Raw genomic sequence first — 15236 nt, forward strand, 5'->3', positions numbered from 1 at the left:
TATGGATGAGTTACACGTATGGGTTGGTAATTTCGAGGGGTCAATCGAGGAATTTAGAGGTTTTTTTGATTTAACAGATTTTTATAAAAACTATGATTCTGAAGATGGTTTTGAGCGATGTGAATTTTGCAAATATATAGACGATGATTCTTATGATACTGATTTCATAGGTTTTAAAGTTGAAGATACAAGTATTCAGGATTTATTGATAAACACATTGCCTGACAGTGATTTAGCAGAAGAAGTTTTGAATAAATGTAAAAAAGAAAATATTTTAAGTCCTAATGCAGTTTTATACTACGGTGATGAAGATTTAGATAGTGATAGTTTCGATGAGTATTTCAAAGGATTAAAGTATCTCGGTACTGTCGATTGGAATTAATACCTGCCCCTGCTAGCGCTCGTTTGTAACGAGTGCCCTACAGAGTAAAAAACAACAAACAAAGCTATCTAAACATTTAGATAGCTTTTGTATTTTTAAACAATGAGTAGAAAACACAAGTTTAAAAACCCAACAGCAGTATATTTTGTTTATTTTGCTCGGTCACTAAAACCAATGGAGAAAGAGTAGAATTTGAATACGACGCCCTAGGTCGTAGGACCGCTAAAAAAACAATACCCCTTCGAGCGAAGTCGCGAAGCACGATAACCCGCTTTGTTTGGGATGGCAACGTACCGCTACATGAATGGAAGTACCCTTTAAAAGACCGACCGGAATGGATGGTAGATGAATGGGGCATGCTTTCTAAGGATAAAGAAGAACCCGTTGATAATTTAATTACCTGGGTATTTGATGAAGCAACATTTAAACCTGCCGCCAAGATTGTAGACGGTGAACACTTTAGTATCATCACGGATTACTTGGGCACCCCTGTTGAAATGTACAATGCGCAAGGCGAAAAAACCTGGGCGGTTGAATATGATATTTACGGGAAAGTACGTAAACTTGTTGAAGGTTCTTTGGAAGATTGTCCGTTCCGTTATCAGGGGCAATATGAGGACAGTGAAACTGGGTTGTATTATAACGGATTTAGGTATTACGTGTCTGAAGAAGGAGTTTATCTGAGTCAAGACCCAATCCGTTTAGAAGGTTCAAACCCTAATTTTTATGCCTACGTTGTAGATTGTAATAGTTGGATTGATCCTTTAGGTTTAGATTGTGTTCCTACTCATGCAACACCGTTCAAACCGCTATCACAAAAAAGAAGAAAAACCCTAAGAAATAAATTAAAAAATCGTACTATAACCAAGGATGAATATAAACATCTAGATTGGGATAGGAGATTCTCAAATAGACGTTCGAGAGGCGTTAGTAGGTTTTGGGCTAAAGAAAGGAGATCATTAAAACAGGGTGGACAGGGATCAAGAAATTGGTCACCTGAGCAAAGAGCTGATATAGTGTCAGGAAAGACACCAAAACACAATGGAGACCCTATAGAAGGTCATCATAAATATAATGCTTTAGACCACCCCCAAATTGCTGATGATGCAAATAATATTTATCCCGCAACTAATGTCGAACATTTTAGTAGATGGCATGGCGGGAATTATCAAAATGATACTTTTGGGAAACCATTAGACTCATCCTTCCCAGAAGAATTTTAATTTTAAAGTTATGTCGAAAATTGTATTGAAAATAGAAAAATATACCAACCTACCTAGGACCATTGGAAGTATTGCAAAAATAGAAAAAGTTGGAATGTCTGAGATAAAATCAAGGATATCTGAAAATCAACCTATTTTAGAAAGAAAGCTCTTTTACAACAATCATAATGAAGTAGCTAAAAGTTTGATTAATCTCATTATGGATTTGAAATCATTAGGTACAAGTGTAAATATATACGAATTGGAAGAAGAAGAAGAATTTAATGAATTAGATGAACCCGAATTGCTAAAAATAGACAAAGAAACTCTAGCTAATATTTTAGGAATACATGACAGAGAAACAGACAGACAACAAGAACTATAATACCAAAAGCCCAACGCTAGCGTTCGTTTATAACGAGTGCCGTCCAGCGTAAGAAACAACAAACTAGCTATCTAAACATTTGGATAGCTTTTGTATTTTTAGATAATGAGCAGAAAATGGCATAGCAAGAAACCTTGGCAATAATAGCCTTGGTTTTACAATTGATTCTTTCAGATTCTTAATAGTAAATAACTGGGACGGCACTCCCCCGCTAGCGCTCGTTTGCAACGAGTGCCGTACTGAGTAAGAAACAACAAACTAAGCTATTTAAACATTTGGATGGCTTTTGTATTTTTAAATGAGACATAAGGGTGGGATGCCCGGGAAAATGGATTAAGAAAACTCTATGACATCACTTTACTTCCTCTAATCATCAGATAAGCAATAAAAATTGAGAACTATAGGGGCTCTAGGCTCAAAATCAATATCATCTCTATAGTCAATGACCTCAAAGTTATTTTCGGGCCAAACAATATTGGTCGGGTTGCAGGAATTATACACAAGGCAATCTATTATTTTATTATTCCCTGTGTTTTCGGCAGTACCAAAAGCTGCGAATATTAGAGAGTTAGAGGTAGGAATCCCTCTTCCTTGTCCAAGCTCGCCACAAATGATTTCTTTAGCACGAATTCTAGTGAACGTAACATTCTTAGAACCTTCTACCGAGGATACAACGCCATTACCCATCTCTAGAAAATCCACATCTTCTACAGCGCCTCCAAAGCCGCCTCGGGCACCTTCGGTATTTTGGTCTTCAAATAAAATACCCACTCCTGTTGGACTGTTGTTGCCTATAATCAGGCCTTTTTTAATTTGTTGCCCTGCACTTTTATAGATACTTATATTATCTTCCGTCCAAGCTACCTCACGATCATTTATCACAGAGAAATTCTCTAATAATCCCCCTATACACTTATCATATTGTACAAATTGCCCTCTAGGATAAGGACCTCTCATATTATGCCCTTCTATATAGGTTAACTCAGAGTCATCGCATTGGTTTAATCGAATTCCGGTAGAACCATCTTCCACTTTTACATTTGTAATTACTAAATTTTGAGACTCCAATCCTTCAATACAATTGCTAGTAAAATCAGCTAAAGGACCAGCAACAGGTGCATTCGTGTACTTAATGTAGCTGTTTTTTATGGTTAAATTATCGGCATTTGAAAATTTAATGCCCATGTAAGCACCGGTATATTCAATAATACAGTTAGAGATGACTACTCCGCTGTAATTATTAATTTCTATGCCATGCTGACTAGAAGTTTTAATATAAAGGTTTTCTATTTTTTGATTGTCCTCACTTACAATGATAGGACCGGATTCTTGTAAATTAGCGCTACAGATGTAACTTTTTATTGTAGGTAAAATCGTATAAATGACTGTTGTACCATCACCAGCTGTTACGGTATAGGTTACTTCATTATTAAAATCCTGAACTACCTTGGACTTTGGGCTAACCGTAGCCCCTGAAGAAACGGTTATGGTAGGAATCAACTCTTCAATTGAAAGCATGAAAGAATTTAGCGCAACATAGATTTTTTTGTTGTCTTCATCTAAAGTTCCAACGATATCTGCAATAAGTCCTTCGTTATCAGCAGACAGGAAAGTGAATTCGGTGATTTTTGGGTTTGTAATGACAATGGGCTCTTCCTGTACCTCTTCAAATTCATCTTTTTGACTAGCCAAGCTAATATCCTCATTTTCTGATGAGCAAGAAGCTAATAGTACTGCCAAAAGCATTAATAGGGATACTGTTCTGCTAGCGTATATAGATTTCTCAATGCTTCTTACCATAAAACTTATGTATTACATTAGTACAGATGTACATCTTCAGTAGCTACTCTGTCTAAATAACTAAAAATCATCGTATTTGTTGTTTTTGAATAACTTCATCTAATTCTCTTATCCAATTTGGTAAGCTTGTCATAATGTTGAAATGTATCGTGGGAACTGAATTCTTGATTTACCAATTGTTAACTGTATTTTCACCTTTGAAGACTATCCTCATAATTGAAATTAGCACCGAAGATAATTTCACAACCAATTTAGGCACTAGGCGTTTTTCCTATAAAAAGCATTGTTCTTACCAATTAGAAAGGCGTTACAGAAGCTTGACTAGTTCAGATTACATCTAATCTTTTAGAGCTTGTTTACACACTAGTATGCCAAAGGCAAGCTATAAAGTTTTGAATACTAACTTATTCATGCTTTTTCAATATAGAATCAGTTGACCTTCAACCCTAGAATCCGTATATTTAAGTGCAGCCTATTAAAAAAGCAACGGGTATAGTAGGTCCAAAATAACATCATAGATTTTTTCTATTAAAAAATTATTTTTGATAGATTAAAATTCAATAGTTTTACTTAAAAGAACTTAATCAATATAAAATAGACACAATCATGAGTAGTACTAACGGAAAAGGTGAAGCTTGGGATGTTAATGAATCCTCGGCGGCAAATTGCCCATTTTTAAATGGCGAAATGCATCAAGCAGCAGGTGGAGGAACCACTAATAAAGACTGGTGGCCAAATATGTTAAACCTTAATATATTAAGGTTACACTCTAAAATGGCCGATCCAATGGACGATGATTTTAATTACGCTGAAGAGTTTAAGTCATTAGATTTAGCTGCGGTAAAGAAAGATTTAACCGAGTTAATGACCACTAGTCAAGATTGGTGGCCTGCAGATTACGGTCATTATGGTCCGTTTTTCATCCGTATGGCTTGGCATAGTGCCGGAACCTACCGTATTTCTGATGGTAGAGGTGGTGCAAGTGCAGGAAACCAACGTTTTGCCCCTTTAAATAGTTGGCCGGATAATGCGAACCTAGATAAGGCCCGTTTACTGTTGTGGCCCATTAAACAGAAATATGGAAAGAAGATTTCTTGGGCAGATCTATTGATACTTACGGGAAATGTAGCTCATGAAAGTATGGGGCTGCCAATGTTTGGTTTTGCTGGTGGCCGTGAAGATATTTGGCAACCTGAAGAAGATGTGTACTGGGGTTCTGAAACAGAATGGTTAGGCAACAAACAAAGATATGATGAGGACGGTAACGAATTGGAAAATCCGTTAGGTGCAGCACATATGGGTCTTATTTATGTAAATCCGGAAGGACACAATGCAAATCCCGACCCTTTAGAAGCTGCACATTATATTAGACAGACATTCAAAAGAATGGCAATGGATGATTATGAGACCGTGGCTTTGATTGCAGGTGGTCATACGTTTGGTAAAACCCACGGTGCCGCCAACCCAGATGATTATGTTAGTGCAGAACCTGCCGCGGCAGATATTACGGAACAAGGTTTGGGCTGGAAAAGCAGCTACGGATCCGGTTCTGGCGCAGATACCATTACCAGTGGTTTAGAAGGCGCTTGGTCGCAAACACCTACAAAATGGAGCCATTATTTCTTTGAAAATCTATTCGGTTTTGAATGGGAATTAACTAAGAGCCCTGCTGGCGCATGGCAATATAAGCCTGTTGGTGATGCAGGTGCAGGAGAAATGCCAGATGCACATATTGAAGGGAAAACCCACCAACCATTTATGTTGGTGACGGATATGTCTTTACGTGTTGACCCTGAGTTCGAAAAAATTTCAAGAAACTTTTTAGAGAATCCAGATGAATTTAAAGACGCCTATGCCCGTGCATGGTATAAATTAACGCACCGTGATATGGGGCCTGTAGACCGTTATTTAGGTCCTGAAGTACCTCAAGAAGAGTTACTTTGGCAAGATCCGGTTCCTGCTGTAGATTTTGAATTGATTAATGATGCTGATATAGCAGACCTTAAGAAGACTATTTTGTCTTCTGGTCTATCTACTGCGGAGTTGGTTTCAACTGCTTGGGCTTCTGCTTCAACCTTTAGAGGTTCTGATAAACGTGGTGGCGCTAATGGTGGTCGTGTTCGCTTAGCCCCTCAAAAGGATTGGAAAGTAAACAACCCTGCACAATTGGCAAAGGTTACTTCAACTTTAGAGAAAATTCAGAAGGACTTTAATGATAGTCAGTCTGGCAACAAGAAGGTTTCTTTTGCTGACTTAGTTGTTTTAGCGGGTACTGCAGCAGTAGAAAATGCTGCTAAAGCTGCTGGTTTTGAAACATCAGTTGGTTTTAATGCGGGTCGTACGGATGCTACTCAGGAAAAAACCGATATTGAAGCTTTTGAAGCTTTGGAACCTATTGCAGACGGATTTAGAAATTATACCAAACAAAAACTATCTGTTCAAGCGGAAGAATTATTGATAGACAGAGCAAATTTACTGACATTAACTGCTCCTGAAATGACCGTACTAATTGGTGGTCTTCGTGTTCTTGGCGCAAATTATGACGGTTCCAACAACGGAGTATTTACGAAAACACCTGGTGCTTTAACTAATGATTTCTTTGTAAACCTACTAGATATGGGTACTACTTGGAAAGCTGCTTCAGAAGATGACACCCTATTTGAAGGTAGCGACCGTAAAACAGGAACGGTAAAATGGACAGGAACTAGAGTAGATTTAATTTTTGGTTCTAATTCTGAATTACGTGCATTGGCCGAAGTTTATGGCACCGAAGATGCAAAACAGAAATTTGTTAGTGATTTTGCCAAAACCTGGACCAAAGTGATGAATTTAGATCGTTACGATATTTAATTAAATAAGCTTAATCCCCTATTACAAAGGTAGCTCTATGAGCTGCCTTTTTTTTGCTATATCCCCTATCGCCAGTTAATAGCTGTTACAACAGTTCCTATGGATAAATTCAAAATAATGAAAAAGGAAAGTCACCCATTTATCTACACCTATTCACCGGTAAATAGATATTTTACCTCCAACAGTTAAATAAAAAGTTTAGCGTTAGGAAGTTGAAAAAGTAGTTTTGTATTGTCTAATTGAAGCTGACTAAATTGGTAAAATTTGCCCAAATTCATAAAATGATGTGCATATTTGTAGAAAGAAACCCCCTCATGAAAATTCACTTGCTATTCATTTTGACCGCGTTACTCTATTGGCCTATAAGCGCACAGGATACCGATAAAAACTGGATTGAGACCAAAGCTACGATTACCGAAATACACAATAATATAAAAGCTAGGGGTACAAGGTCATTTGCTACTGTTTCCTACTTGGATGAAAATGGTAAACAACAGAAGAGCAGAGTTGAATTACTAGCGATCCCTTTTATTGGCACCCTAAAATCGGTTAATGATTCGGTGACTATTTATTATGATAAGGCCAACCCGGCGCTGGCAAAATCTCCGGAAACCTCCTTTTTGCAATCGTATGGACTTTACCTCTTAATTGGAGCGGGAATCTTATTTTCGCTTTACAATTTTAGAAAAAAAACCGGAGGAAGCACAGATTAAATGCTACGCTGGCAAATAGCTTATTTACTACGTTTAATTTGTTTTGCATTCAAACCTAACATTACAGAGCGCTCCTTGCCTCCCTCCTCTTCAAGAACTGCATAAATATTTTGACCTTCCCCAAGAACAAAATCTTTACAGACAAAAACGAGATGATTGTTACTATGGGCCGCAATGGATTCTTGTAGATTGTAAATAAACAACTCTTCAATTTGTATTTCGTGACTCCCTTTCAATGATTTAACAAAAAATCTTAAAGATTTCACCTTATAATCACTCCATGAGTCGTTTTTCACTTCCAGCACAAAATGCAAATCATTATGATCCTTGATAATATTGTTGAGCTGTAGCCCAATTAAATTAATAGTATTTACACTTTTTTTAAAACTCGATTTTTTCAAATAACTATTCTCGCAAAAAATCTGGTAATACCCTTCTCTATCCGAGTTGTAGAGACTACTTCCCGTAATTTCAGATGTTTCCTCTATTGTAGAATTGCTACTTCTTGGTATAGCCTTCTCTTTTTTCTTAGTCTTCCCGTTTTCTTTTAGAAATGGATTTTCCTCGGTAACAAGGTCGTTTTCAGCAATACGTTCTTGATTTTCAGCCTTTTCGTCATGAGTATTGTCATTTTTTGCACTAACCGCAACAACACTGGAACCATTCATTTTTCCTATTGCCTGATCTTCAACCAGCATGTAGGTGAAATTATTGACTTCCGTATCGTATTGTAATAGAAACGAAAAAATACTCCCATTTTTGGTTATCACCGTGAGATTACTGGCCGCTCCCTTTCTTGCAACTAGAGTAGCCATTCTAGCGTCCGGCTCATATTCAAACTTATAATGAGGTGCAGGCTCTATTACTTTTTTGATTTCTGAAGGAAAAAATAAGGTAACCGTTATACTTTCATTTACGGTTACTGGTATAGGTGAATTATTCGCTTTCATTGCCACTGTAGTAAATGCAACGAATAAAATGAGAAATAGACTCTTCAGTTTCATAATCAAGTAGGTTTTAAGGTAATTTGGGATAAAATACCTTGTCTTTTGGACGCATAGCACTGCAAAAATATCACCTATTATTTAACTCCAATAATTTTTTCGTTATCCCGATTAAAATTTCGATATACTGAGTAGAACGTTGCTTTTAAACGATAGAATAATTTTAATGATAAAAATATTGGCGGTTTAGCGTACCAATCCGCAAATGGTAAAACACAAAATATTTGGAATTATATACGTTGAACGTCGTAATTTTCAACTACAATAATTTCTTAACAACGCCCACTTTCGTTAGATTTGTGAGCTTAGAATTTATATAATATGAATACAAAAAAGACATTATTCGATAAAGTTTGGGATTCGCATGTGGTACAACACATAGAAAACGGACCGGACGTATTGTTTATTGACCGCCACATGGTGCACGAAGTAACGAGTCCTGTTGCTTTTTTAGGAATAAAAAACAGGAACATCCCAGTGATGTATCCTGAAAAAACGTTTGCTACGGCAGATCATAACACACCTACCATCAACCAGCACCTACCTGTTGAAGATCCACTTTCTGCGAACCAACTTCGCATGCTAGAGGAAAACTCTAACGAATTTGGTATTTCATATTGGGGGCTTGGGCATGAAAAGAACGGTATTGTTCATGTTGTCGGTCCTGAATACGGTATTACGCAACCAGGCGCTACAATTGTTTGTGGTGATTCTCATACCTCTACCCACGGTGCTTTTGGCGCTATTGCTTTTGGTATTGGAACATCTGAAGTGGAAATGGTTTTGGCTACACAATGTATTATGCAGACCAAGCCTAAAAGCATGCGGATTAATGTTGAAGGCAGCTTGAGTAAAGGAGTAACTCCTAAAGATGTTGCTTTGTACATCATCTCTCAGTTGACAACTTCTGGTGCTACAGGCTATTTTGTTGAGTATGCAGGTCAGGTTTTCCGCGATATGACTATGGAAGGTCGTATGACGGTTTGTAACCTTAGTATTGAGATGGGTGCTCGTGGAGGTATGATAGCTCCGGACGAGAAAACATTCGAATACGTAAAAGGAAGAGAGTTTACCCCTTCTGGTGCAGCGTGGGATAAAGCCATGGCGTATTGGGAATCGCTTCCAACCGAAGAAGGTGCGGAATTCGATAAAGAAATTACTTTTAATGCCTCTGATATAGAACCGATGATTACTTACGGTACAAACCCAGGTATGGGCATCGGAATTTCTAATGGTATTCCACAAGCGGATGCTGTAGAAGGAGGCGTAGCCACGTATAGAAAATCGTTGCAGTACATGAACTTCAGTGAAGGCGATAGTATGATGGGCAAACCTATCGATTTCGTTTTCTTGGGAAGTTGTACCAACGGAAGAATTGAAGATTTTAGATTGTTCACATCGCTGATAAAAGGACGTCAAAAAGCACCAAATGTTACGGCTTGGTTGGTTCCTGGTTCACACAAAGTTGAAAAAGCCATAAAAGACGAAGGTCTATTAGCTATTTTGAACGAAGCCGGTTTTGAACTTCGTGAGCCTGGTTGCTCTGCTTGCTTGGCAATGAACGACGATAAAGTGCCTGCCGGAAAATATGCGGTAAGTACTTCCAACAGAAACTTTGAAGGTAGACAAGGTCCTGGTTCAAGAACGTTATTAGCTAGTCCACTTGTTGCAGCAGCAGCAGCGGTTACGGGTAAGGTCACCGATCCAAGAGAATTAATGGAGCTTGAAACGGCCTAACCTTATTTACATCTAAATTCAGAATTACAATTTGAAATTATGGCATACGATAAATTCAATACATTAAAATCATCGGCAGTACCACTTCCTATTGAGAATGTGGACACCGATCAAATTATACCTGCAAGATTCTTAAAAGCTATCGAACGTAAAGGTTTTGGCGATAATCTTTTTAGAGATTGGCGTTACAACGGTGACGGTTCAGAAAAGAAAGACTTTGTACTGAACAACCCTACCTATAGCGGTAAAATTTTAGTAGGAGGTAAAAACTTTGGTTCCGGTTCTTCACGTGAGCATGCAGCCTGGGCAGTTTATGACTACGGATTCCGTTGTGTGGTTTCTAGTTTCTTTGCCGATATCTTTAGAAATAACTGTTTGAATATTGGTGTTCTTCCGGTTCAGGTGAGCGCTGATTTTCTAGACAAAATTCTAAAAGCCATTGAAGCAGATCCTAACGCTACTTTTGAAGTGAGCTTACCAGAACAGACTATTACAATAGACAGCAGTGGAGAATCTGAAAGTTTCGATATCAACGCTTATAAAAAAGCGAACCTATTAAATGGTTTTGATGATATAGACTACCTTTTGAATATACAGGAAGATATTAGAGAATTTGCTTCTGACAGGCCTTTATAAAGCTTGCAAAACAAGAGGCCGTCATATAACAATCTGTTGAATCTAGAGTTCGGCAGATTGTTTTCCTTTACATCCTCTAATAAATAAAACTACAGTTTAAGAACACACCCAACGCAAATGAAAAGAAAGCTGGAAATAATGGATACCACCCTTAGGGACGGGGAACAGACCTCGGGAGTATCTTTTTCGGTTTCGGAAAAATTAACCTTGGCCAAGCTACTTTTACAAGAATTGAAAGTAGACCGAATTGAAATTGCTTCAGCACGGGTTTCTGAAGGGGAATTGGAAGCTGTTAAGCAAATAGTACAATGGGCATCCGAAGAAAACTGTGTCAATAAGGTAGAGGTATTGACATTTGTAGATAGTGGTGTTTCCATAGAGTGGATGAAAAAAGCAGGCGCCCAAGTGCAGAATCTGCTCACAAAAGGTTCTCTGAACCACCTTACCCATCAGCTTAAAAAAACGCCTGAACAGCATTTCTCGGATATTGAAAAAACCATAGCATTGGCTTTGGAAAATAATATTGAGACCAATGTGTACTTGGAAGACTGGAGCAATGGAATGCGAAATTCAAAAGAATACGTGTTTCAATATCTAGATTTTTTAGCGCAGCAGCCGGTAAAAAGAATTTTACTGCCAGATACTTTGGGCGTACTCACCCATACCGAAACTTTTGATTTCATTTCAGAAACTGTCGTACGTTACCCAAATAGTCATTTTGACTTTCATGGGCATAATGATTATGACCTTGGCGTGGCAAATGTGATGGAAGCCGCAAAAGCTGGCTGTCACGGTCTTCACCTTACCGTAAATGGAATGGGTGAACGTGCAGGCAATGCTCCAATGGCAAGTGCAGTGGCGGTTATTAAAGATTTTCTGACAGATGTTGATATCAATGTAAATGAATCATCATTGTTTAAAGTAAGTAAACTTGTCTCTGCGTTTACAGGTGTTGGCATTCCGTATAACAAGCCTATAGTTGGCGATAATGTATTTACACAAACTGCTGGTATACATGCGGACGGAGACAGTAAAAACAATTTGTATTTTAATGATCTTTTGCCGGAGCGTTTTGGTAGAAAACGTAAATATGCCTTAGGAAAAACATCTGGAAAAGCAAATATTCAGAAGAATCTTCAAGAACTGGGCCTCACCTTGAATGATGACGAACTTAAGAAAGTAACCCAACGTATTATTGAACTGGGCGACAAAAAGGAGAGAGTTACCAAGGAAGATCTACCTTATATTATCTCCGATATTTTAGATAGCGGAAATCATCAACAAAAGGTTTTCATAAAATCGTATGTTCTTACCCACGCTATGGGCTTAAGACCATCAACAACAGTTTCTTTAGAAATGAACGGCGAACTCTTAGAGGCTCATGCACAAGGAGATGGGCAATACGATGCTTTTATGAACGCCCTGCGCAAACTGTATCTATCCAAAAAGATAGAATTACCAAATTTAATCGATTATGCCGTACGAATACCACCAGGGAGTAATTCCGATGCTTTATGCGAGACCATAATTACATGGCAAAATGGAAGCAAAGAGTTAACCACTCGAGGTTTGGATTCCGATCAAACGGTATCAGCAATCAAAGCAACTGAAAAGATGCTCAATATTATATAATTGAGCCATTCGCTCATCGCCAATAGCTGTTTATGGCAAAATTAATATTTAAAAACAAATGAGGGATTATAGAAAGTATAAGGTTTGGGAATTAGGACACGAAATAACCTTAAACGTTTATAAGTCAACTCAAAATTTCCCGAAACAGGAAATATACGGAATAGTAAGTCAAATGCGTAGAGCTGCCTATTCAATCCCTTCAAATATAACAGAAGGCTGTAAAAGAGAATCGGATGCTGAGTTCAGACGGTTTCCCATCATTTCACAAGGATCTGTAAACGAACTAGAATATTTTACGGTCTTAACCAAAGATTTAGGATATTTGGAGCAACAAGTTTTTGCAGAACTTAATGATAAAGTTGACAAAATTAGGAGAAGTTTAAATAATTTGATAAATAAGATTTAATTAACCTTACACACCAATTAAAATACAAATAGTGTAAAACTCGATTGGCGTGCCGCGTAAAGCAAAAAGAATGAAACTAGACATTGCCCTATTGGCCGGAGATGGAATCGGCCCCGAAGTAATTGACCAAGCCGTAAAAGTTTGTGATGCTATCGCAACAAAATATAAGCATGAAATCAGCTGGAAACCTGCATTGACGGGTGCTGCAGCTATTGATGCCGTTGGAGAACCTTATCCAGATGATACGCACGAAGTTTGCGCCAATGCAGATGCCGTACTTTTCGGAGCAATCGGTCATCCGAGATTTGATAACGACCCTTCCGCAAAAGTTCGTCCGGAGCAAGGTTTATTAAAAATGAGACAAAAATTAGGCTTGTTCGCCAATGTGCGCCCAACCTTTACATTCCCTTCGTTAATTGATAAGTCGCCTTTAAAGCGTGAGCGCATTGAAGGTACGGATTTGATTATTCTTCGTGAATTGACAGGCGGTGTATATTTTGGTGAACGCGGAAGAAAAGACGATGGCAACACTGCGTTTGACACCATGACCTATACTCGTGCAGAGATTCAACGTTTAGCAAAAAAAGGTTTTGAAATGGCAATGAATCGTTCTAAACGCCTTTGTTGTGTGGATAAAGCCAACGTTTTGGAATCTTCTCGCCTATGGAGAGAAACTGTACAAGCAATGGAAAAAGATTATCCTGAGGTAGAGGTTTCCTATGAATTTGTTGATGCCGTAGCCATGCGTTTGGTACAATGGCCTAAAGGATATGATGTTATCATTACCGAAAATCTTTTTGGCGATATTCTAACGGATGAAGCTTCAGTTATTTCTGGATCTATGGGCTTGATGCCTTCTGCTTCAGTTGGTGAGAAAACAAAATTATACGAACCTATTCACGGTTCTTATCCACAAGCTGCAGGCAAAGATATTGCCAACCCATTAGCAACCGTACTTTCCGCTGCTATGCTATTTGAAGATTTCGGTCTACAGGAAGAAGCTGAGGATATCCGTCGTGTGGTAAACAAATCTTTAGCTGAAGGTGTTGTAACAGAAGACCTTTCTGAAGATGCAAAATCATATAAAACCAGCGAAGTTGGTGATTGGTTAGCTAAGAATATTTAAACATACTTTAATTAGCAAAAAACCTCCCAAGGCAAACTTGGGAGGTTTTTTTATGGCGCAAAATGTCATTTATATTTTAGCCATGTCTACTTATTTCATCTAACTATTATAAGCCAACTTTCTATATTTATTGGCTCTTTGTCTTCTATACACGAGAATACCAACGGCCATGGCCAGACCGGTTCCGGCAAGTACTGCGCCCACCACTCCTGAATATGTAACTCCAAATCCGTAAGCAATTGGAAGTCCTGCCAAATAAGCTCCTGAAGCATTACCCATGTTAAAAGCACTCTGATTCATTGAGGACCCTAACATTTCATTTCCTTTAGATGTATTGATTATAGCCATCTGAATAGGGGTTGAAACTGTAAATGAAGCCAACCCGATTATAAAAGTCATAACCAACAGCATTTGTGGGTTGGTTGCAACAACAGAATTGATCAATAGCAATACCACCATAAAACCTAAACTTATGGCTACCGCTTTTAAAGGTACAAACCATTCCGCCATCTTTGCACCCACAAAATTACCGACCACCATACCTAGACCGGCCAATATCATGGCATAACTGACCATATGCTCCCCCCAACCGGCAACATCCGTTACTAATGGTGCAATATAACTGTACCATGCAAAGAACCCACCTGTTCCAATGGTTGTCAGAGCAATCAATGCCCAAAGTTCTGCATTCCTCAACCCTTTATTATCCTTAGACCGTGGTTTTGGAAGTTCAGGGGCGATTTTAGGCATCCAAAGCAAAACACTAAGAATAGCCATCAAACCAACTACACCTACCATAAAAAAAGATATACTCCAATCATAGTGATGGCCAATATACGTTCCTGTGGGCACCCCGATTACATTGGCAATAGTTAAACCGGAAAACATAACCGCAATGGCTTGAGCTGATTTTCCTGCTTTTACCAATTTACCTGCTACCACCGCACCTATTCCAAAGAAAGCACCATGTGGAAGTCCTGATAAAAACCGAGTAATTAATAAGGTTGTATAGCTATCCGCAAAACCAGAAAGCGTATTGAACAGGGTAAACCACCCCATTAGCAATAACAAAACGGTCCTTGCATTTAACTTAGCTCCTATTTTTGTCAATAACGGCGCTCCTACAACAACTCCCAATGCATACGCTGCAATAGAGTGCCCCGCTTCCGGAATGGTAATATTTAGACCTTTGGCAACATCGGGAAGAATCCCCATTATAACGAATTCTGTTAACCCGATACCAAAACCTCCTATCGCTAAAGCTATAAGCGCTTTTCTATTTGCTGTGTTTGTTTTCATATCATAAAAATTTTTCATTCGACATTTGTCTCTGTTCCATACTAAAACTTACATTACAGAAACC

13 protein-coding genes are annotated in these 15236 nt (G+C 38.3%); 10 read left to right on the forward strand and 3 right to left on the reverse strand.

Annotation, left to right across the window (positions count from 1 at the left end):
• Position 1: 1 nt before the first annotated feature.
• From P0077_RS19910 to P0077_RS19920, 3 genes are all read left to right on the forward strand, one after another.
• Positions 2 to 382, forward strand: a complete 381-nt coding sequence (locus P0077_RS19910) for an immunity 22 family protein (RefSeq protein WP_276166946.1) — start codon at positions 2 to 4, stop codon at positions 380 to 382.
• A gap of 338 nt (positions 383 to 720) precedes the next feature.
• On the forward strand, positions 721 to 1605 hold the full coding sequence (locus P0077_RS19915; protein WP_276166947.1) for an RHS repeat-associated core domain-containing protein: 885 nt from the start codon (positions 721 to 723) through the stop codon (positions 1603 to 1605).
• 10 nt (positions 1606 to 1615) lie between these two features.
• On the forward strand, positions 1616 to 1969 hold the full coding sequence (locus P0077_RS19920; protein WP_276166948.1) for a hypothetical protein: 354 nt from the start codon (positions 1616 to 1618) through the stop codon (positions 1967 to 1969).
• Between the two features lie 366 nt (positions 1970 to 2335).
• Here the strand turns inward: P0077_RS19920 and P0077_RS19925 are convergent, their stop codons facing one another.
• Positions 2336 to 3769, reverse strand: coding sequence for an SGBP N-terminal domain-containing protein (locus P0077_RS19925; protein ID WP_276166949.1), 1434 nt, complete (start codon positions 3767 to 3769; stop codon positions 2336 to 2338).
• Positions 3770 to 4375: 606 nt separating this feature from the next.
• On the opposite strand from P0077_RS19925, the gene katG reads away from it, so the two are divergent.
• Both katG and P0077_RS19935 read left to right on the forward strand, forming a co-directional pair.
• Positions 4376 to 6619 (forward strand): catalase/peroxidase HPI, encoded by a 2244-nt coding sequence (gene katG / locus P0077_RS19930; protein ID WP_276166950.1) that lies wholly within the window; start codon positions 4376 to 4378, stop codon positions 6617 to 6619.
• Between the two features lie 314 nt (positions 6620 to 6933).
• A complete protein-coding gene (locus P0077_RS19935; protein WP_276166951.1) occupies positions 6934 to 7332 on the forward strand; it encodes a DUF3592 domain-containing protein in 399 nt (132 codons plus the stop codon).
• A gap of 20 nt (positions 7333 to 7352) precedes the next feature.
• Here the strand turns inward: P0077_RS19935 and P0077_RS19940 are convergent, their stop codons facing one another.
• The gene (locus P0077_RS19940) at positions 7353 to 8336 is read right to left on the reverse strand and encodes a hypothetical protein (protein ID WP_276166952.1); all 984 of its coding nucleotides are present in this window, start codon (positions 8334 to 8336) and stop codon (positions 7353 to 7355) included.
• A 321-nt stretch (positions 8337 to 8657) separates the two neighbouring features.
• Here P0077_RS19940 and leuC point away from each other — a divergent pair, with 321 nt between their 5' ends.
• The 5 genes from leuC to leuB all read left to right on the forward strand — a co-directional run bounded on the left by leuC (position 8658) and on the right by leuB (position 13873).
• On the forward strand, positions 8658 to 10073 hold the full coding sequence (leuC, locus tag P0077_RS19945) for a 3-isopropylmalate dehydratase large subunit (RefSeq protein WP_276166953.1): 1416 nt from the start codon (positions 8658 to 8660) through the stop codon (positions 10071 to 10073).
• 39 nt (positions 10074 to 10112) lie between these two features.
• Entirely contained in the window at positions 10113 to 10709 is a 597-nt protein-coding gene (gene leuD, locus P0077_RS19950; protein ID WP_276166954.1) for a 3-isopropylmalate dehydratase small subunit, read from the forward strand.
• Positions 10710 to 10826: 117 nt separating this feature from the next.
• The gene (locus P0077_RS19955; protein ID WP_276166955.1) at positions 10827 to 12341 is read left to right on the forward strand and encodes an alpha-isopropylmalate synthase regulatory domain-containing protein; all 1515 of its coding nucleotides are present in this window, start codon (positions 10827 to 10829) and stop codon (positions 12339 to 12341) included.
• 58 nt (positions 12342 to 12399) lie between these two features.
• Positions 12400 to 12747, forward strand: a complete 348-nt coding sequence (locus P0077_RS19960; protein ID WP_276166956.1) for a four helix bundle protein — start codon at positions 12400 to 12402, stop codon at positions 12745 to 12747.
• A gap of 70 nt (positions 12748 to 12817) precedes the next feature.
• The gene (gene leuB, locus P0077_RS19965) at positions 12818 to 13873 is read left to right on the forward strand and encodes a 3-isopropylmalate dehydrogenase (protein WP_276166957.1); all 1056 of its coding nucleotides are present in this window, start codon (positions 12818 to 12820) and stop codon (positions 13871 to 13873) included.
• A gap of 99 nt (positions 13874 to 13972) precedes the next feature.
• Here the strand turns inward: leuB and P0077_RS19970 are convergent, their stop codons facing one another.
• The gene (locus P0077_RS19970) at positions 13973 to 15172 is read right to left on the reverse strand and encodes an MFS transporter (protein ID WP_276166958.1); all 1200 of its coding nucleotides are present in this window, start codon (positions 15170 to 15172) and stop codon (positions 13973 to 13975) included.
• Between the last annotated feature and the right edge of the window lie 64 nt (positions 15173 to 15236).

It is taken from the genome of Zobellia alginiliquefaciens, assembly GCF_029323795.1.
In the GTDB taxonomy this organism is placed as follows: domain Bacteria; phylum Bacteroidota; class Bacteroidia; order Flavobacteriales; family Flavobacteriaceae; genus Zobellia; species Zobellia alginiliquefaciens.